This window comes from Arcicella sp. LKC2W (assembly GCF_034931005.1).
Classification (GTDB): Bacteria; Bacteroidota; Bacteroidia; order Cytophagales; family Spirosomataceae; genus Arcicella.
On sequence record NZ_JAYGIN010000024.1, the window covers coordinates 32,213 to 47,448 of the forward strand.

Sequence of the window (15,236 nt, forward strand, 5' to 3'; positions counted from 1 at the left end):
CTTATAACGCATTTTAATTTTCCAAAAACACATGAAATTATTCCTACAAAAACATCGTTTTTTATTGCTTTTGATATGCCTCTGTATATCAAAAACGGGTATCACGCAAGTGTTACAACCTGCCAAATGGACGTATTCTTTTGCCGATAATTCGGTAAAAGTTGGCAAACAAACAGATATTATTTTCAATATTAAAATTGATAAAGGCTGGTATATGTATTCTTCGGACTTCGACCCCGATTTGGGACCAATGGTTACGTCGTTTAAATTTCAGCCCAACAACACGTATGAATTAGTGGGAAATCCTGTACCGATTCATGCTAAAAAAAAGCACAGTGACATTTGGGGTGGCACTTATTCCTACTTTATCAATCATGCAGAATTTAAGCAAAAAATAAAGATTCGTTCTGAGCAATATAAAGTAGCTGGAAATGTAAGTTATCAAGTTTGTACCGAAGCAGATGGCAAATGTGTTTCGCTGGATGAACGTTTTTCGGTGGTTAATGAACCTACCAAAAGCAAGTCAGAAAAAGCCGTAATCACCACGTCAATTAAAGAAGATAGTCTTGTCAAAATAGCTGCTTCTGATACCAAAATAGCGACAAAAATAACGGAAATCAAAGTACCCCAAGTAACGACAATTCCTATAAAAAAGACTTCTGAATCCCTTTTAACCTTTATGTTTTTGGCATTCATGGCAGGGTTAGCGGCATTATTGACCCCTTGCGTATTTCCGATGATACCCATGACAGTTACCTTCTTTACCAATACCAGTAAAGACCGTAAAAGCTCCATTTTAAAAGCCCTTATTTACGGTTTTTCCATCGTCTTTATTTACACGTTGGTCGGCACAATCGTTGCCAAAATCAACGGGCCTGAATTTGCTAATTGGCTTAGTACCCACTGGTTGCCCAATCTGATGTTCTTTGTTATTTTCATTTTTTTTGGTTTATCTTTTCTTGGACTTTTTGAAATTGTGCTACCGCATAGTTTGGTGAATAAAATGGATAAAGAAGCCGATAAAGGAGGATATTACGGCATTATTTTCATGGCTTTTACTATTGTATTGGTTTCATTTTCATGTACAGGCCCTATTGTTGGCAGTATTTTGGTAGAGTCGGCAGGTGGTGCTATTCTAAAACCTATTGCAGGAATGTTTGCTTTTTCGATGGCATTTGCCATTCCGTTTACCTTGTTTGCCATTTTCCCCAATTGGCTAAAATCATTGCCAAAATCAGGTGGGTGGCTCAATTCGGTAAAAGTAGTATTGGGTTTTTTAGAACTGGCTTTAGCCTTGAAATTTTTGAGTACTGCCGACCAAGTTTATCATTGGAGAATATTAGACAGAGAAATTTTTCTGGTAGTATGGATTGCCATTTTTTCCTGTCTTGGGCTATACCTACTTGGCAAAATCAGATTACCACACGATAGCGAAACAAAATCGGTCAGTGTGCCAAGACTCCTTGCATCAATACTAACTTTTGCTTTTGTGTTTTATCTAATTCCAGGGCTTTGGGGTGCTCCACTCAAAGTGCTTGCGGGTTTTTTACCACCGATGCACACGCAGGATTTCAACCTTAATAGCCTGACTATTGAAGGTTCGGATAAGCCCGTTTCTACCCTTTGCGAAACGCCAGAAAACCCTGCTTCTTTAACGTTCCCTCATGGAATTCAAGGATATTTTAATCTTGAACAGGCAATTGCTTGTGCTAAAAAACAACATAAACCCGTGTTTATCGACTTTACAGGACATGGCTGTGTCAACTGCCGAAAGATGGAAGAAAATGTTTGGGTTGCTCCCCCTGTGATGAGTCGGTTGAAAAATGACTTTGTGATGGTGGCATTGTACATTGACGAAAAAATGGAATTGCCCGAATCAAAATGGTACACTTCTGCTTACGATGGCAAAGTTAAAACAACCATTGGAAGTCAGAATGCAGATTTGCAAATCACTCATTATCAGAATAATGCCCAACCGTATTACGTAATTCTTGACCCCAATACCAAAGAGTTACTGGTAAATCCTGTGTCTTATGAAACAGACATTGCCAAGTTTACCGCATTTCTTGATACTGGAATTAATGCTTTTAAAAAAGTTTCTAAATAAATCTCAAACATATCGTTATCCAATGAAAAATAGACGTGATTTTTTGAAAGTTGCTGGTGGGGCTACTTTATTAAGTGTACTTGGCACGGGAATGACTAAGGCTAAGAAAGTAAAAAACGTTGGTGTTAATCTTTTTTCTCTCCGTGAACCCATGGGTTTAGACCCCGTTGGTACGCTTACAGAATTAGCTAAAATAGGCTACAAAATAATTGAATCTGCTCCAAGTGCTAAGGGAAATTACTATGGTTTGAAACCGAAGGAAATCAAGCAAGTAATGCAAGATTTGGGGCTAATACTTGCCAGTGGTCACGCCATTATTAATGCCGATTGGCAAAAAAGTATTGACGAAGCGGCTGAGGCAGGACAAGAGTTTTTACTTGCTCCGATGCTTCCGACAAAGGGGCAAACCGTTGATAATTACAAAAAAGCCGCTGAAACTTTTAATAAAATGGGCGAAGCCTGTAAAAAATCAGGCGTTACCTTTGGCTTTCATAATGGTATTGCAGAGTTTGAAAAGGAGAATGGGCAAGTTTTATACGATGTTTTACTCGACAATACCGATGCTGCATTAGTAAAAATGGAGTTAGATTTAGGTTGGGCAATGGTGGCAGGGGCAAACCCTGCCTACTACTTTGAAAAATACACAGGTCGTTTCCCTCTTTGGCATATCAAGGATATTAAAAAAGATAAGGACGAAAGCATAGAGTTTGGCAAAGGGAAAATAGATTTTGTGGCAATGCTTAAAAAGCAGTCAAAATCAGCCATGAAATATATGTTTGTCGAACAAGAACACCTCACGCAACCAGCCATAGATACCATGAGCGTTAACTTTAATTATTTGCAAAAGTTGCGGTATTGAGGTAAATAAATGAAAAACTTCCCGAAAGTAGAAATAACTTTCGGGAAGTTAAAAACCCTTGCGAGGGTAATCAATTTAACTAAAATCTACTTCTCAAACGTATTTCAACAGCGTTTGAGCCAACTGATTTTTGGGAATATTACCGCCTACAAATTTTTCTTTTACCTCTCCATTTTTAAAAATTAAGATGGTAGGAATTGAACGAACACCAAAGCTTGCAGGTACATTGGTATTGGTATTAGCATCTACATCCATTTTAGCGACAATTGCCTGTCCTTCAACATCTTCTGCTAATGCTTCTACCACAGGACCAATCATTTTACAAGGGCCGCACCATTCAGCCCAAAAATCTACTAAAACAGGTTTGTCAGAATTGATTAATTCTTGAAAATTTTCATCGGTTGCTATGCTATATTTTTCCATTATGCTAATTAATTGTGTTAAACATGATAAGCCACTAATCGTTTACAATTCATTTCCATACTTTCCATCACATCACCACTAAAATTATCTTGTTCCACAATAAAATGTTTCATTCCAGCCTTTTTAGCCTCTTTTAAAAGCGTGGTATAATCTATTGTACCATCACCAATAACTACATTTTTCTTAGTATCTACCTTCGACATATCCTTAATATGCCCCAAGGTAAAGCGATTAGGGTATTTTTTGAAGTAGGCTATTGGGTCAGCCTTAGCGGCTACTACCCAATAAACATCCATTTCCCATTGTACTAATTTTGGGTCTGTGTTATCAAGTAGGTAATCAAATAGTAAGGAATCTCCCACTTTTTCAAACTCATAAGCATGATTATGAAATGAAAACTGTAAGCCCGATTTATGGCAAGTTTCTCCTGCTTTATTGAACAGTTCGGCAGTCCTTTTTACCTCATCTGGCGTAGTTCTCAAACTTGGAAATAAATAGGCACAGGTCAGGTGTTTTTGTCCTGTTTCAGCCGCTTTTTCCACCAATTCATCAAACCTTGAAAGTAGTGTGGCTTGTCGCCACGATTCGGCTTTTTGTTCTGCTGTTCCCGAAATAAAATGACTTCCGATAAGTGTTAAACCTTTGTCTTTCAGCATTCCCGAAAACTCTTTGGGCATCATGCCAAAATAATGCCCTTTACTATTTGAAAAAGCTTCAACTTCCTTATAGCCCATCTTAGCGACTTGCTCCAATGTTCCGTGTAAGTCTTTTTCTAACAAGTCTTTGATAGAATACAGTTGAATTCCTACCGTTTTAATTTCTTTATTGCCGAAAAACTGAGGGCTATTTCCTTTTACAATTTCGGGCAATACTAACGTTCCTAAAGCAAAAGCTCCTGTATTTTTGAAAAATGTTCTTCTATTGATATTCATGTTGATACGTTTTCTTAAATGTGAAATTTATACTTCTACGGCGGCATGATTACTTTCCAAGACCATTAAAAACCGTTCGGCTTCTAAAGCTGCCATACAACCAGAACCAGCCGCTGTTACTGCCTGACGGAAATGTTTATCCTGCACATCGCCACAGGCAAATACACCTGCTACATTAGTTTTGGTAGAATCGGGTTGCGTAAGAAGATAGCCTTGCGAATCCATGTCAAGGTAATTGCTAAACACCTCCGAATTGGGTTGATGCCCGATAGCCACAAAGAAACCTTGAATTGGGATTGTGTTAATTTGTCCAGTTGAAACTTCCTTAATGCTTACGGCTTCTACTACTTTTTCACCCAATATTTCTTCTGTTTCTGCTCCCCAATGTATCGTGATATTGGGTGTATTCTTCACTCTTTCTTCCATAATTTTAGAGGCTCTCATCTTGTTTTTTCTGACAATCATGTGTACCTGTAAGCAAATTTTAGCGAGGTACAACGCTTCTTCACAAGCAGTATCTCCAGCCCCCACAATGGCTACGGTTTGTTTTCGATAGAAAAAACCATCGCAGACTGCACAAGCAGAAACGCCACTCCCATTAAGTTTTGATTCAGAAGGTATTCCTAACCATTTGGCGGATGCTCCAGTAGCAATAATAACCGTGTCTGCCGATAGTTTTATTTCACCATCAACCGTAACAAGATGTGGATGTCCCGAAAAATCAACCGCTGTAACTACGCCATAACGAACATCTGTTTCAAACCTTTTGGCTTGTTTGGCAAACATTTCCATCATTTCAGTACCCCCTACTCCATCAGGAAATCCTGGGTAGTTTTCTACATCGTTTGTAATCGTCAATTGTCCCCCAGGTTGGTTGCCAACGTACATTACAGGTTTTATATTTGCTCTGGCAGCATAGATAGCGGCAGTATATCCCGCAGGGCCTGCTCCAATAATTAACGTTTTTATGTGTTCCATTTCAATCATAAAAGATGGAGCATTTTGTATGTATGCTCTTTTGAAGAATTGACAAAATGAGGTTGTGCAACCAATATTTTGGATAAAATACCGATGACACAACCCCACAATAATACTAATAAACTCGTCCCACTTGCTCCACAATCATTCGCTTCATTTCCTGTGGTACAATAGCACCTTGCGTTCTGTACAGAATCTTTCCATTAGGGGCAATCAGCAACGTATAAGGCAAAGCTCCTTGCCATTTAGGGTCAATGGCTTCAATCAATTTGTACTTATCTTCCGAATTATAGGTATAGTTTTTACCTGATGCCTGCATTTTTTTAAGCAATTCTTGTGCTTTATCCTTTTTAGCAGGTTTATCTGCACTGATGGTGATAAACTCAAAATCACGTCGTCTGTACATCCTATTAATCGTAACAAATTCAGGCATTTCAGTTACGCAAGGACCACACCAAGTAGCCCAAACGTTGATTAAACGTATTTTATCCGTCTTGTTTGCCAGTAATTCTGCAATTCCTTTATCATCAATCAATTCCATATTAACGGGTTCTTTTGCCCATTCTAAGGGAGCTTTTACAGCCCATTCGCTTTTTTCTGACCATTTAGTGGAACAACCAAATGTTTTGGTTACTGGTGTTGCAATTGGATTCCCCGCCAAAAGAGCATCAAAGGCATTTCGAGCATCTTCTGCATTGGCACTGCCTATTTTTTCAGAACCGTCTAAACGCCCTACGTATTGAAGTTTACGGTTTTTGTCGAAAATAAATAAATGTGGCGTAGCAATTGGGCCATAGGCTCTTGACATTTTTTGGGTTTCACCATCGTACAAATACGGAAATGTATAACCCTTTTCCTTGACCCGAATTTTCATTTCTTCATAGGTATCGCTCATATCGCTGTATCCTAATTCGTCAAGAGCAATTGCCTTTGGGTCATTCGGCGAAACGGTAATTAATGTTACTCCTTTGGCTTTATAATCATTAGCCAAAGCAATCATTCTGTCTTCATAGGCTTGTGCCGTTGGACAGTGGTTACAGGTAAAAACGATTGCCAATATCTTGGCATCGGAAAAACTGTTTAGACTATACGTCTTCCCGTCTGTTCCTCGCAAACTAAAATCAGGAGCAGAAGCCCCGATTTCAAGCGTTTTAACGTCGGTGGCAAAAATGTTTAAACTCACGAAGAGTAAAAAGAGGAAAATTTTTCCTATTAGGAAATTGGGTTTTAAAAAATTCATCATGACACAAAAGTTAAAATTTTAAGAAGATTACAATGTTTATGGTTTAATTATTGAATAATTGACACTATTTGAAATACACAATTATTTATATTTTAAACCATAGTTTACGGTGTCAAAATTGGGGATAAAATAAGCATCCGTACCATGACAGATGTAACAAAAAGCAAGGGTATTTAGGGGAAAAAGTCCAGAGTTAATGACGAATTTAGATTTTTCCAAAAACATAGTAGGAGTACCTTGTTTTTGGGTGATGTAGAATAGAGCCTCAGGATAATTATTTATGTATCTTAATGTAGTACAACAGACGTTCCAACATTAAGCCGATTCAGTAGAATATGGTAGGTAACAGAAACGCTACATAAGTGTATTTTGCGACTACTTATACAATTTTTCCTCAATGATTAAATGCAATAATATACTTCATTACTTCCAATAATTCCAGTTTGTACCGTCAAATACAGGTTGAAAGAATTTTTAATTGTGCTCAACCTACGTCGTGAAGGAGTTATTTGATATTTCTTATCGTTTCATTTGAAACAAACACCAACCAACCATGCTTTTGTGCAAATGTTCAAAATGAGGAAAAGAATGTCGTTTTTGAGTTAATAGAAAAAATGGGAACGAGGTACTTTTGGGAATTCTATTCTTATGGTAGAATTATTTATATTTTCAAAAATACTCACTCCTTAAAACCATTTACGCTATGTGCAGTGTATCTTTTTTTCAAAAAAGCGACTTTAAAGGCAAGGGCAAAGCATTTAATGATGCTCAAGTCCAACCAGATTTAACTTACCAATATTACGACTCCAATCAGTCAGAATTCTTATTTGATAATATTGATACCATACAAACTGACTCCAATGCTTGGGTAATTGTATTTGACAATATCGGTTATAAAGGGAATTATTTATTGGTTGAACCTAATTCAAATATTAGCGACCTCAATAAAGTACATCGTGACAATAAAGGAGACTGGAAAAACCAAATCAAAAGTTTTATCATGTACGATGTCAAACCTCCATTTTGGGATGCTGGGGTAGCAAGACCATACATTGATTACGGAAAATTAGCCAGTTATTATCCCCAAAGCTATACTGAGAAAGATAATAATACTTTTGCATACCAAATCGAAGACTCCATCTATCGTATCAACTGTCCAATATTTTCAAACCAAACACTCGACAAAGTGGTCTATTCTATCACATTAGACCATGAAAACGCTGCAAGCAAAGATGACCACGCTTCATTTTTAGCGGTATTTGATAACAAGGGTGTTTTACAAGATATTACTTCGTTTGTTTGGGCTAAGGGTGGAGCTTTTCAAATAAGTGACGATGCCGTTTCTGATATTGAAGATGGTATTGATTTTATAGCCGATTTAGCAGACCCTTTTACCGATGGAGCCGCTACTGAAATTGCAAAGCAAATTGATAGAGCTTTTAGTATCAGTTGTAAACTATTCAATTTTGCATCAATGAAAATTTATAAACTAACTGATAATGGGGGGATGTTCTACTTTTTACCTGTTATATGCCATACAATTAATCGACTTTCTTGGGCTTCATCCATTGAATATCCAGACCATATAGTCATTATCAAATAGTTTATTCCCATCTTTTTACATAACAACAATAGAAAAATCATGAAATTCGATATAGATATTTTTAACGCAAAAATGAAAGAATACGACTCAGAAAAATTAGTAACCAATAACTGGGGGATAAAAAAGGGTACTAATAATTTAATGATGGAATATACTTACAATCCTGAACCTATGAATGCCTCCTTACTGGAGAATTTCAGAACATGGGAACAAGAATCTTCAAGTCCAAATATAAAAGTAGCAGACACAGAAACGGGACTTATCGTCACCTGTAAAATTGATTATGTAAGACCTGATAAACAATTGGATGACCATATTATTCTCATGACTGGATTTCTGCCGAAGGGAAATACGCCTACACTTTGTTTTGCTCAGGTATTAGTTGAATTTACAGCCAATGAAAATCTAAATTTTAATACCGAAGCCATCACCAATCAGACCGTTGAAAAAGGTAGTGATATAACATCAACACTTATAAAAATACTTACCAAGTATTGTAATTTATTACCTAATTCGATTAAATCACAAAGTGAAATTGGTCAAATGGTTGATGCTCCAAAAGGATGGAAATATTTTCCTGATATAGTGAAGGCAAATATTGAATGTATGGCAGAATCTATTTATTAATTGTTTAAGCTCAGAACCATCAAATATGGTGGTTCTTCGTCAATTTTGGTGAAAATATTTGCTAATGTAGTTTTATAGAATAAAGTTTCTCCAATAATCTGCCCATTTAGAAACATGAGAAGAATATGATAATTTAAGCATCTGCCATTTTAAAAGAAAAACAACCTTTCACCAAAATTGACGAAGAACCAAATTTGTCAGCATTTCTCAATCGTAATAGGAGTTAAATTCGTCGAAACAGCGTTTTGAATGCGACTTTAGTATAATTGAAAATAGTTGAAGTTATTCTCTTCTAATCAAAAAATACTTTTCAGTTAGAAGAATTTTTCATTTTTTGAATTATCTCTTCAATTTTTTGAAATGATAATCCAAAAGACTTAGAAATCAATTCCATCGAAGCTCCATTTTGAATCAGATTTCTGATAACATTAGAAATTGTTTCTTCTTTAAGTTGTTCTGTCGCTGTCATAGCAATATTGGTTACAATAGTTGAAACTTTGGTAAATATAATAACGATTTCATTTGATGTCAAGTTCGATGTACTGTGCAAATAATAAAAAACGGCACTTATAAAGTCGTTTTCGTTATAGGATTCTAACAATCTTAATTTTTCAATCAAAAATGATTCAATTGCTAACAATTTGTCCTTCTCATCACGGCTATGTTTTAAAAGCATTGCCGTAGTTGAAAGAAACGTATTTTTAAAATTAGCAATTTGCTCGTCTTCAAAATCATTGAGCGAAAAGAGTAAATAATCAAACTCAGGTAAAAATTTCAATAAATCTTCATGAGGATTACCAAATTGTTTTCTCATCGAAACTTTTTTCCAAGCACTAATTCCATGATGAATAACAATCGGAATTACCACAGTAGATTTCTTCGTTTTTTTGTCTTTTTTTTGTATCCTTTCTTCTCTATAAGCGTTGTTCATGTATTGAAGTAACTGCAATTCTGGAAAATCCTCCTGATACGACTTATGTTCAAACAATAACGAAATCTTGGCAGGTTCACCCGCATATTCTGCATGATAAACCAAATCTGCCAAATGTTCTGAAAGTTCTTCATCAATAAAGGATGAACTCGACAATCGAAGCGAATCAAGATTGATTCTGTCCCTATACTGTTTTGGTAATACTTCCTCAATAAAACTTCGAACGACATCTAATCGAGAGAAAGATGTTCTGAAAAATTTATCGTGAGGATTGGTAATATTGGCCATGAAATAATTTAGAAAGCACTCATAAATTCAATAATACAAAGATACTCTAAAGAGATAAATATATTACGATTGTCGTCTTTGAGTTACAATTAAGAACCGTCCGTTTTAACATTAAAAAAAGTCACTTCTCGAATGCTAACTCTTCATCAGATGGAATGCACAGAATGATACTTCAATGACACTATTTCTTTGAATTTGGATAAAATTATAGATTTTAAACTATTTTTGTCTTCATTTGTGTACAAAACGTTTATATTTGTATAAATATAAATCCATTTTCTTTTCAGATGATTACAAACGCACAAGTCCTTACCTTCCTTACGAATAAAGATGGTTTGACACTTTCAAAAGTTGAAAAAGAGGCACAAATACCCAAAGGTATGCTTTCTAAATCTTTGAGTGGAGAACGAGAACTTAATCAAGACCATCTTACCAAGTTATATCCTGTTTTAGTTGGCTACGGCTGGAAGGAGTTTTTCCAATCCAAAGCAAAAGTTATTGCCATCGTAAATCATAAAGGAGGCGTTGGAAAGACAACTACAACACTAAATTTAGGTAAAGCCTTAGTTTTATCTGGACATAAAGTTTTAGTGATTGATATAGATTCTCAAGGAAATTTATCTCAGGCATTAGGAGTTGATAATCCTGATAAACAAGTCCTTCATGCCATTATTGATGATGAACCTTTACCGATTTATCCAATCAGTGAAAATTTCGACCTTTCTCCGAGCGATTTAAGTCTTGCCAGTAGAGAAATAGAAATGATTCGAATGGTTTTAAGCGAACTACAATTGCAACGAGCTATTGAGTCAAAATTGAGTCAATACGATTATATTTTGATAGACTGTCCTCCTGCTCTAAATGTCTTTACTACCAGTGCATTAATTGCAGCTAATTCATGCTTAGTTACTTTACAGCCAGAGATTGCTGCTTTAAAAGGTGTAAAAGGATTATTTGACCATATTTTCCAAGTTCAAAAAAGACTTAACACCAATTTACATATCGAGGGCGTTCTTCTTACTATGGTTGACCAGCGTCTAAATATCCATCGTGATATTATAGAACAAGTTCATCAACAATTAAATCCTTTCAGAGTTTTTAAAACACAAATCAGGATGAACGTTGCTTTGAAAGAGTCTCAAATTTCTCAAATTGATATTTTTGAATATGACTCAAATTCAAATGGAGCAAAAGATTACATGAGTCTTGCAAAAGAAATAATGGCATAAAATCATACATACGATGGCAAAAAAATATCAATCATCTTTAGGCGAACAAAAAGTATTTCAACACTCTACATTTGTTCAGCATGAGGAAATTAAAAAAAATATCACAATAATTCCAGCGTTAGAATCTTTGATACCACCCTTACTTGGTGACGAATTAGCTCAATTAGAAGCTAACATTATAAAAGATGGTTGCAGAGAAGCATTACTCGTTTGGCCAACCACGGAGCAAATTGTAGAGCCAATCGATAAGTCTGACTCTACCAAACCAATATTTGTGTTAATTGATGGACATAACCGTTATAAAATCTGCACTAAGAATAACATCGACTTCACAATTCACTTAGTCAATTACAAAACTCTTGAAGAAATTAGAAGTTTTATGATTGATAATCAGTTAGGTAGGAGAAATTTAGGTACTGAGCAAATATCTTATTTGAGAGGAATGAAATATATTCATCTGAAGCAAGACAAAGGTAAATATAGTAGAGAAGAGCATATAGCTCAAAATGATACTTATGCTATTGGAGGCAGAGAAGAGCATATAGCTCAAAATGATACTTATGCTATTGGAGGCGGAGAAGAGCATATAGCTCAAAATGATACTTATGGCTCAAGAGATAAAAAAGTAAATACTGCTGAATTACTCGCAACTCAATTTAATGTAGGTCAAGCTACAATTAAACGTGATGCTGAGTTTGCTGAAGGACTTGAAAAACTTACACCAAATTTCAAAACACAAGTGCTTTCTGGTAAACTAAAAATCAATAAAAAGTATATTCAGCAATTATCTAAAAAAGACCTTTCAGAAAATAAAATAGATTCCATTGAAGAGCTTGAACAGGTTTTAGGGTTCAATTCTACGGATGTAGAAAAACAAAAGGCAATTACAAATAATAACCCAGAAGAATTAATCATTGGAGAGATAAATTCATTAGTGAAAAAATTAAAAGATGTAGATAGAAGGAAGGAAGTCTGTGAAGAAATTATTAGGCTTATCAATAGACTTTCATAAAATGAAAACTGGTGTTTTATCATATCCTTTCCCATAATAGATTTATTGATTAAATAATGGTCTGCGACAACCCATAGTCTAAAAAGTTAATACGAGTTTTTTATGAATCACCTAAGAGTCTAAGTTTTTAATAATGAGATATTTACATCATAATACTATTGTCAGGTTTTACTTTTAAATATGAATGAATTAAGCCAATACGAGTTTTTTATGAATAACTAACATGAAACTTCTGCTAAAAATCATTTTTAAAAACACAACTATCTAAAAATCAACACATTAAACCACAATACGAGTTTTTTATGAATAATAGCCATAAGGGATTTTAGCCCATACAAGTTTATTATTGATTATGCCGCAGAATGTGCTATAATGGCTTCAAATAACTTAAAATGCTGATAATCAATGATTTATCAAATATGAATGAATGTCGAATTAAATAAGTGTCGAATACTAATACGAGTTTTTTATAAATTAAAACCATAAGCATTTTTAGCTAATGCGAGTTTTTTATAAATCGTAATATCCTGATAATCAAATAAATATCTAAAAATTATCTAATATCCGTATTTTCTATTCGTATTCATTAGTAATTCATATATTGTGTAATTTACTGATAATGAGAAAATTACACAATAATGCGAGTTTTTTATGAAAACTACTTTTTATAAACTGAAAAGGTAATAAGTCTTAATAGAAGCTATCTTTAGCAAAAAGTAGTGCAAATACTTTTATTTTTAGTAATTTTTAACTGATTTTTAGATTTATCAATAATATTTGATTGATTTAGGACGCATATAACTGACTGACAGTCAGTATTTTATATTATTTAATACGAGTTTTTTATGAATTAATGCGAGTTTTTTATGAATTATAATACTTTTAATACGAGTTTTTCATGAATTAATGCGAGTTTTTTATAATTTTAAACATCAAAATCTACGCTACTTCTAAACAATATTGACAATATGAGAATACCATCGAATAATAGCCTTGTTTTCCCATTCAAACATAGCAGGACAGACAATTATATATCAAATAAATTTGTAGTTTCTACAATTCCATACAAACGTATAGAACAGAAATTATTTGAACTATTTGTAAATCAGATAGATTATGAAGCTCTGTCTAATGCTGACGACAACACGTCTATCATCATAACAATTCCTCGTAGTGAAATTGTAAAATATCTTACAATTCAGCAGTCGCTATCGGTAACAAAATCAATGATGGAGAAGTCTATTACATTTTTAGATTTTAATAGACCAGAAATTGAATATGAGCATATAACCATATTTTCTCGTATAAGTTACCAAAATGGCTTTTTAGAGTTTGAGACTAACCATGCGATTGGCAAATATTTAAAAGACTTTAAAAAGCAATATGCACGATATAACTTAGAAAAAATACAATCATTTAAGTATGTATATTCGAGTACATTATACAGGATTTTACGGATGCACATCGGTCAAAAACGGCTAACATTCGCCTATACAATTGCTGAGCTGAAAAAGCTGTTACAAGTTGATGAGAAAAAATATACTAATTTCTATGATTTTAACATCAATGTTCTTTCAAAAGCACATAAAGAAATAACCGAATTGAATATTGATAATATCCAGTTCGACTACAATACTGGCAACAAACAAAGAGGAGTAGAAAAAATATATTTCACGATACACACCGCTTTTACAAATAGCGAGCTTGAAAAAAATGAATTTTTAGAGGCAGTATCAATAAACCCAAATGTAGTATTACATCAAGTAGAAATAATTATAGATAAACAATATCATTTTAGAGCTAATCACAAAAAAATGATTCTGGAAGACAAGGATATTTTGGATAAATTCATCACATTACATATCGAATTTGAAAATGGGCTACATTCGAATGTGAAGAATAAAACTGCTTATATTTTAACTTGTTTAAATTTATTGAGGAAAAAGGCATAAATAAAAGAGTCTCACGTCTGAGACAGAAGCGTGGGACTGTATTAAAAATAGAGCTATTCGAATTTTTTATTTTATTTGTTTCATGGTTATTCAGATTAAAAGCATTTAAAAATAAGGCTTATTTTTAAAATTAGGAACTTTGTAGGAGGAACTGCAATATTCCCCAAACTTTCGGATAAATCGACGTAAATCAGGTCGCCGAATCGAAAATTTATAAGTATTTTAGTAGTATCGATATGCGTTTGTACGAAGCAGAAGATTTTGAAGATAATGCACTTTATGTTACTCAAAAGAGTCATTTCTTCGGATATTTTTAGAATTACCTCGTGACATACCTTCCCATGATACTTTTAACAGAGTCCGATGGCTTGCGAAGGTAAAATGCTGATTTAATTACTCAAAAACAAAGGCGTTACATCTTAAAGTTTGTTTTAGAATCATAATCTGCTGATTATTATAGATATAAAAGCAATTTGTATCATAGCTTAAGCAGAAAATACTGTTTTACTGACATCTCCGAATAATCTTCGCCTAAAGCGGAACACTCCAGATTGAATTGAACCAGCCAAAATACCTTTCAACTTACCAACGATTATTTTGGTTAGATTCAACACGCTCTTCAAAAGCTGTTTTATAGCCCACATCGGCAGTTTTTTTTCTAATCTCAGAACTTTGCCATTTAGAAAACTAACTGTTAAAATACCAGCTTGATTATCAGAAATGAAAAAAGTAAAAGATTTTAGCGTTTATCGTCGATAAAAAGTTCATAATTCTCTTTAATCAAATCAAAATGGGGAGAATTAGAAGAAAGTACAAAAATCGTCACCAATCTCACAGAATTTTCAACTTTTATAATCATTACTGCATTCAAAAAGCTGTCCATTATCAACAATTACTTCAATTTCAAATTCTCGAACCACTTCATAAGTTCCGATTCATAATTCAGTTAAAAATGAGTCTTATTTCTTTTATAATTTGAAGATTCATAAATTTTAAAGGTGTATTAGTGATTTTTGTTTCAATAAATGATAAAATAGTATTATCATTTTACT

At 34.1% G+C, this 15,236-nt stretch carries 12 protein-coding genes; 7 read left to right on the forward strand and 5 right to left on the reverse strand.

What is annotated here, in order from left to right:
• Window positions 1-31 precede the first annotated feature (31 nt).
• Window positions 32-2,107: a protein-disulfide reductase DsbD family protein gene (locus VB796_RS18565; RefSeq protein ID WP_323348082.1), complete on the forward strand. Its 2,076-nt coding sequence runs from the start codon at window positions 32-34 to the stop codon at window positions 2,105-2,107.
• 22 nt (window positions 2,108-2,129) lie between these two features.
• Window positions 2,130-2,966: a sugar phosphate isomerase/epimerase gene (locus tag VB796_RS18570; RefSeq protein ID WP_323348083.1), complete on the forward strand. Its 837-nt coding sequence runs from the start codon at window positions 2,130-2,132 to the stop codon at window positions 2,964-2,966.
• Between the two features lie 93 nt (window positions 2,967-3,059).
• On the opposite strand, the gene trxA is transcribed toward VB796_RS18570, so the two are convergent.
• From trxA to VB796_RS18590, 4 genes are all read right to left on the reverse strand, one after another.
• A complete protein-coding gene (gene trxA / locus VB796_RS18575) occupies window positions 3,060-3,389 on the reverse strand; it encodes a thioredoxin (protein WP_323348084.1) in 330 nt (109 codons plus the stop codon).
• Between the two features lie 17 nt (window positions 3,390-3,406).
• The gene (locus VB796_RS18580; RefSeq protein WP_323348085.1) at window positions 3,407-4,321 is read right to left on the reverse strand and encodes a sugar phosphate isomerase/epimerase; all 915 of its coding nucleotides are present in this window, start codon (window positions 4,319-4,321) and stop codon (window positions 3,407-3,409) included.
• Between the two features lie 27 nt (window positions 4,322-4,348).
• Window positions 4,349-5,308, reverse strand: a complete 960-nt coding sequence (trxB, locus tag VB796_RS18585; RefSeq protein ID WP_323348086.1) for a thioredoxin-disulfide reductase — start codon at window positions 5,306-5,308, stop codon at window positions 4,349-4,351.
• Between the two features lie 106 nt (window positions 5,309-5,414).
• Window positions 5,415-6,542, reverse strand: coding sequence for a redoxin domain-containing protein (locus VB796_RS18590; RefSeq protein ID WP_323348087.1), 1,128 nt, complete (start codon window positions 6,540-6,542; stop codon window positions 5,415-5,417).
• A 703-nt stretch (window positions 6,543-7,245) separates the two neighbouring features.
• Between VB796_RS18590 and VB796_RS18595 the strand changes: the two genes are divergently transcribed.
• Together VB796_RS18595 and VB796_RS18600 are read left to right on the forward strand one after the other, a co-directional pair.
• The gene (locus VB796_RS18595) at window positions 7,246-8,145 is read left to right on the forward strand and encodes a hypothetical protein (RefSeq protein ID WP_323348088.1); all 900 of its coding nucleotides are present in this window, start codon (window positions 7,246-7,248) and stop codon (window positions 8,143-8,145) included.
• A 39-nt stretch (window positions 8,146-8,184) separates the two neighbouring features.
• Entirely contained in the window at window positions 8,185-8,772 is a 588-nt protein-coding gene (locus VB796_RS18600; protein ID WP_323348089.1) for a hypothetical protein, read from the forward strand.
• A 310-nt stretch (window positions 8,773-9,082) separates the two neighbouring features.
• Here VB796_RS18600 and VB796_RS18605 read toward each other — a convergent pair whose 3' ends face one another.
• Window positions 9,083-9,991, reverse strand: coding sequence for an Rpn family recombination-promoting nuclease/putative transposase (locus VB796_RS18605; protein ID WP_323348090.1), 909 nt, complete (start codon window positions 9,989-9,991; stop codon window positions 9,083-9,085).
• A gap of 287 nt (window positions 9,992-10,278) precedes the next feature.
• Between VB796_RS18605 and VB796_RS18610 the strand changes: the two genes are divergently transcribed.
• From VB796_RS18610 to VB796_RS18620, 3 genes are all read left to right on the forward strand, one after another.
• Window positions 10,279-11,220 (forward strand): ParA family protein, encoded by a 942-nt coding sequence (locus VB796_RS18610; protein WP_323348091.1) that lies wholly within the window; start codon window positions 10,279-10,281, stop codon window positions 11,218-11,220.
• A 13-nt stretch (window positions 11,221-11,233) separates the two neighbouring features.
• On the forward strand, window positions 11,234-12,232 hold the full coding sequence (locus tag VB796_RS18615; RefSeq protein WP_323348092.1) for a hypothetical protein: 999 nt from the start codon (window positions 11,234-11,236) through the stop codon (window positions 12,230-12,232).
• 968 nt (window positions 12,233-13,200) lie between these two features.
• Window positions 13,201-14,184 carry a replication initiation protein gene (locus tag VB796_RS18620; protein ID WP_323348093.1) on the forward strand — a complete coding sequence of 328 codons (984 nt, stop codon included), beginning with the start codon at window positions 13,201-13,203 and terminating at the stop codon, window positions 14,182-14,184.
• Window positions 14,185-15,236: the final 1,052 nt, after the last annotated feature.

Bases quoted from the DNA above. Each gene is read 5' to 3' on its own strand.
- VB796_RS18595 (WP_323348088.1), top strand. From the start codon at position 7,246: ATGTGCAGTGTATCTTTTTTTCAAAAAAGCGACTTTAAAGGCAAGGGC.
- VB796_RS18610 (WP_323348091.1), top strand. From the start codon at position 10,279: ATGATTACAAACGCACAAGTCCTTACCTTCCTTACGAATAAAGATGGT.
- trxA (WP_323348084.1), bottom strand. From the start codon at position 3,389: ATGGAAAAATATAGCATAGCAACCGATGAAAATTTTCAAGAATTAATC.
- VB796_RS18615 (WP_323348092.1), top strand. From the start codon at position 11,234: ATGGCAAAAAAATATCAATCATCTTTAGGCGAACAAAAAGTATTTCAA.
- VB796_RS18580 (WP_323348085.1), bottom strand. From the start codon at position 4,321: ATGAATATCAATAGAAGAACATTTTTCAAAAATACAGGAGCTTTTGCT.
- VB796_RS18620 (WP_323348093.1), top strand. From the start codon at position 13,201: ATGAGAATACCATCGAATAATAGCCTTGTTTTCCCATTCAAACATAGC.
- trxB (WP_323348086.1), bottom strand. From the start codon at position 5,308: ATGATTGAAATGGAACACATAAAAACGTTAATTATTGGAGCAGGCCCT.
- VB796_RS18600 (WP_323348089.1), top strand. From the start codon at position 8,185: ATGAAATTCGATATAGATATTTTTAACGCAAAAATGAAAGAATACGAC.
- VB796_RS18605 (WP_323348090.1), bottom strand. From the start codon at position 9,991: ATGGCCAATATTACCAATCCTCACGATAAATTTTTCAGAACATCTTTC.
- VB796_RS18565 (WP_323348082.1), top strand. From the start codon at position 32: ATGAAATTATTCCTACAAAAACATCGTTTTTTATTGCTTTTGATATGC.
- VB796_RS18570 (WP_323348083.1), top strand. From the start codon at position 2,130: ATGAAAAATAGACGTGATTTTTTGAAAGTTGCTGGTGGGGCTACTTTA.
- VB796_RS18590 (WP_323348087.1), bottom strand. From the start codon at position 6,542: ATGATGAATTTTTTAAAACCCAATTTCCTAATAGGAAAAATTTTCCTC.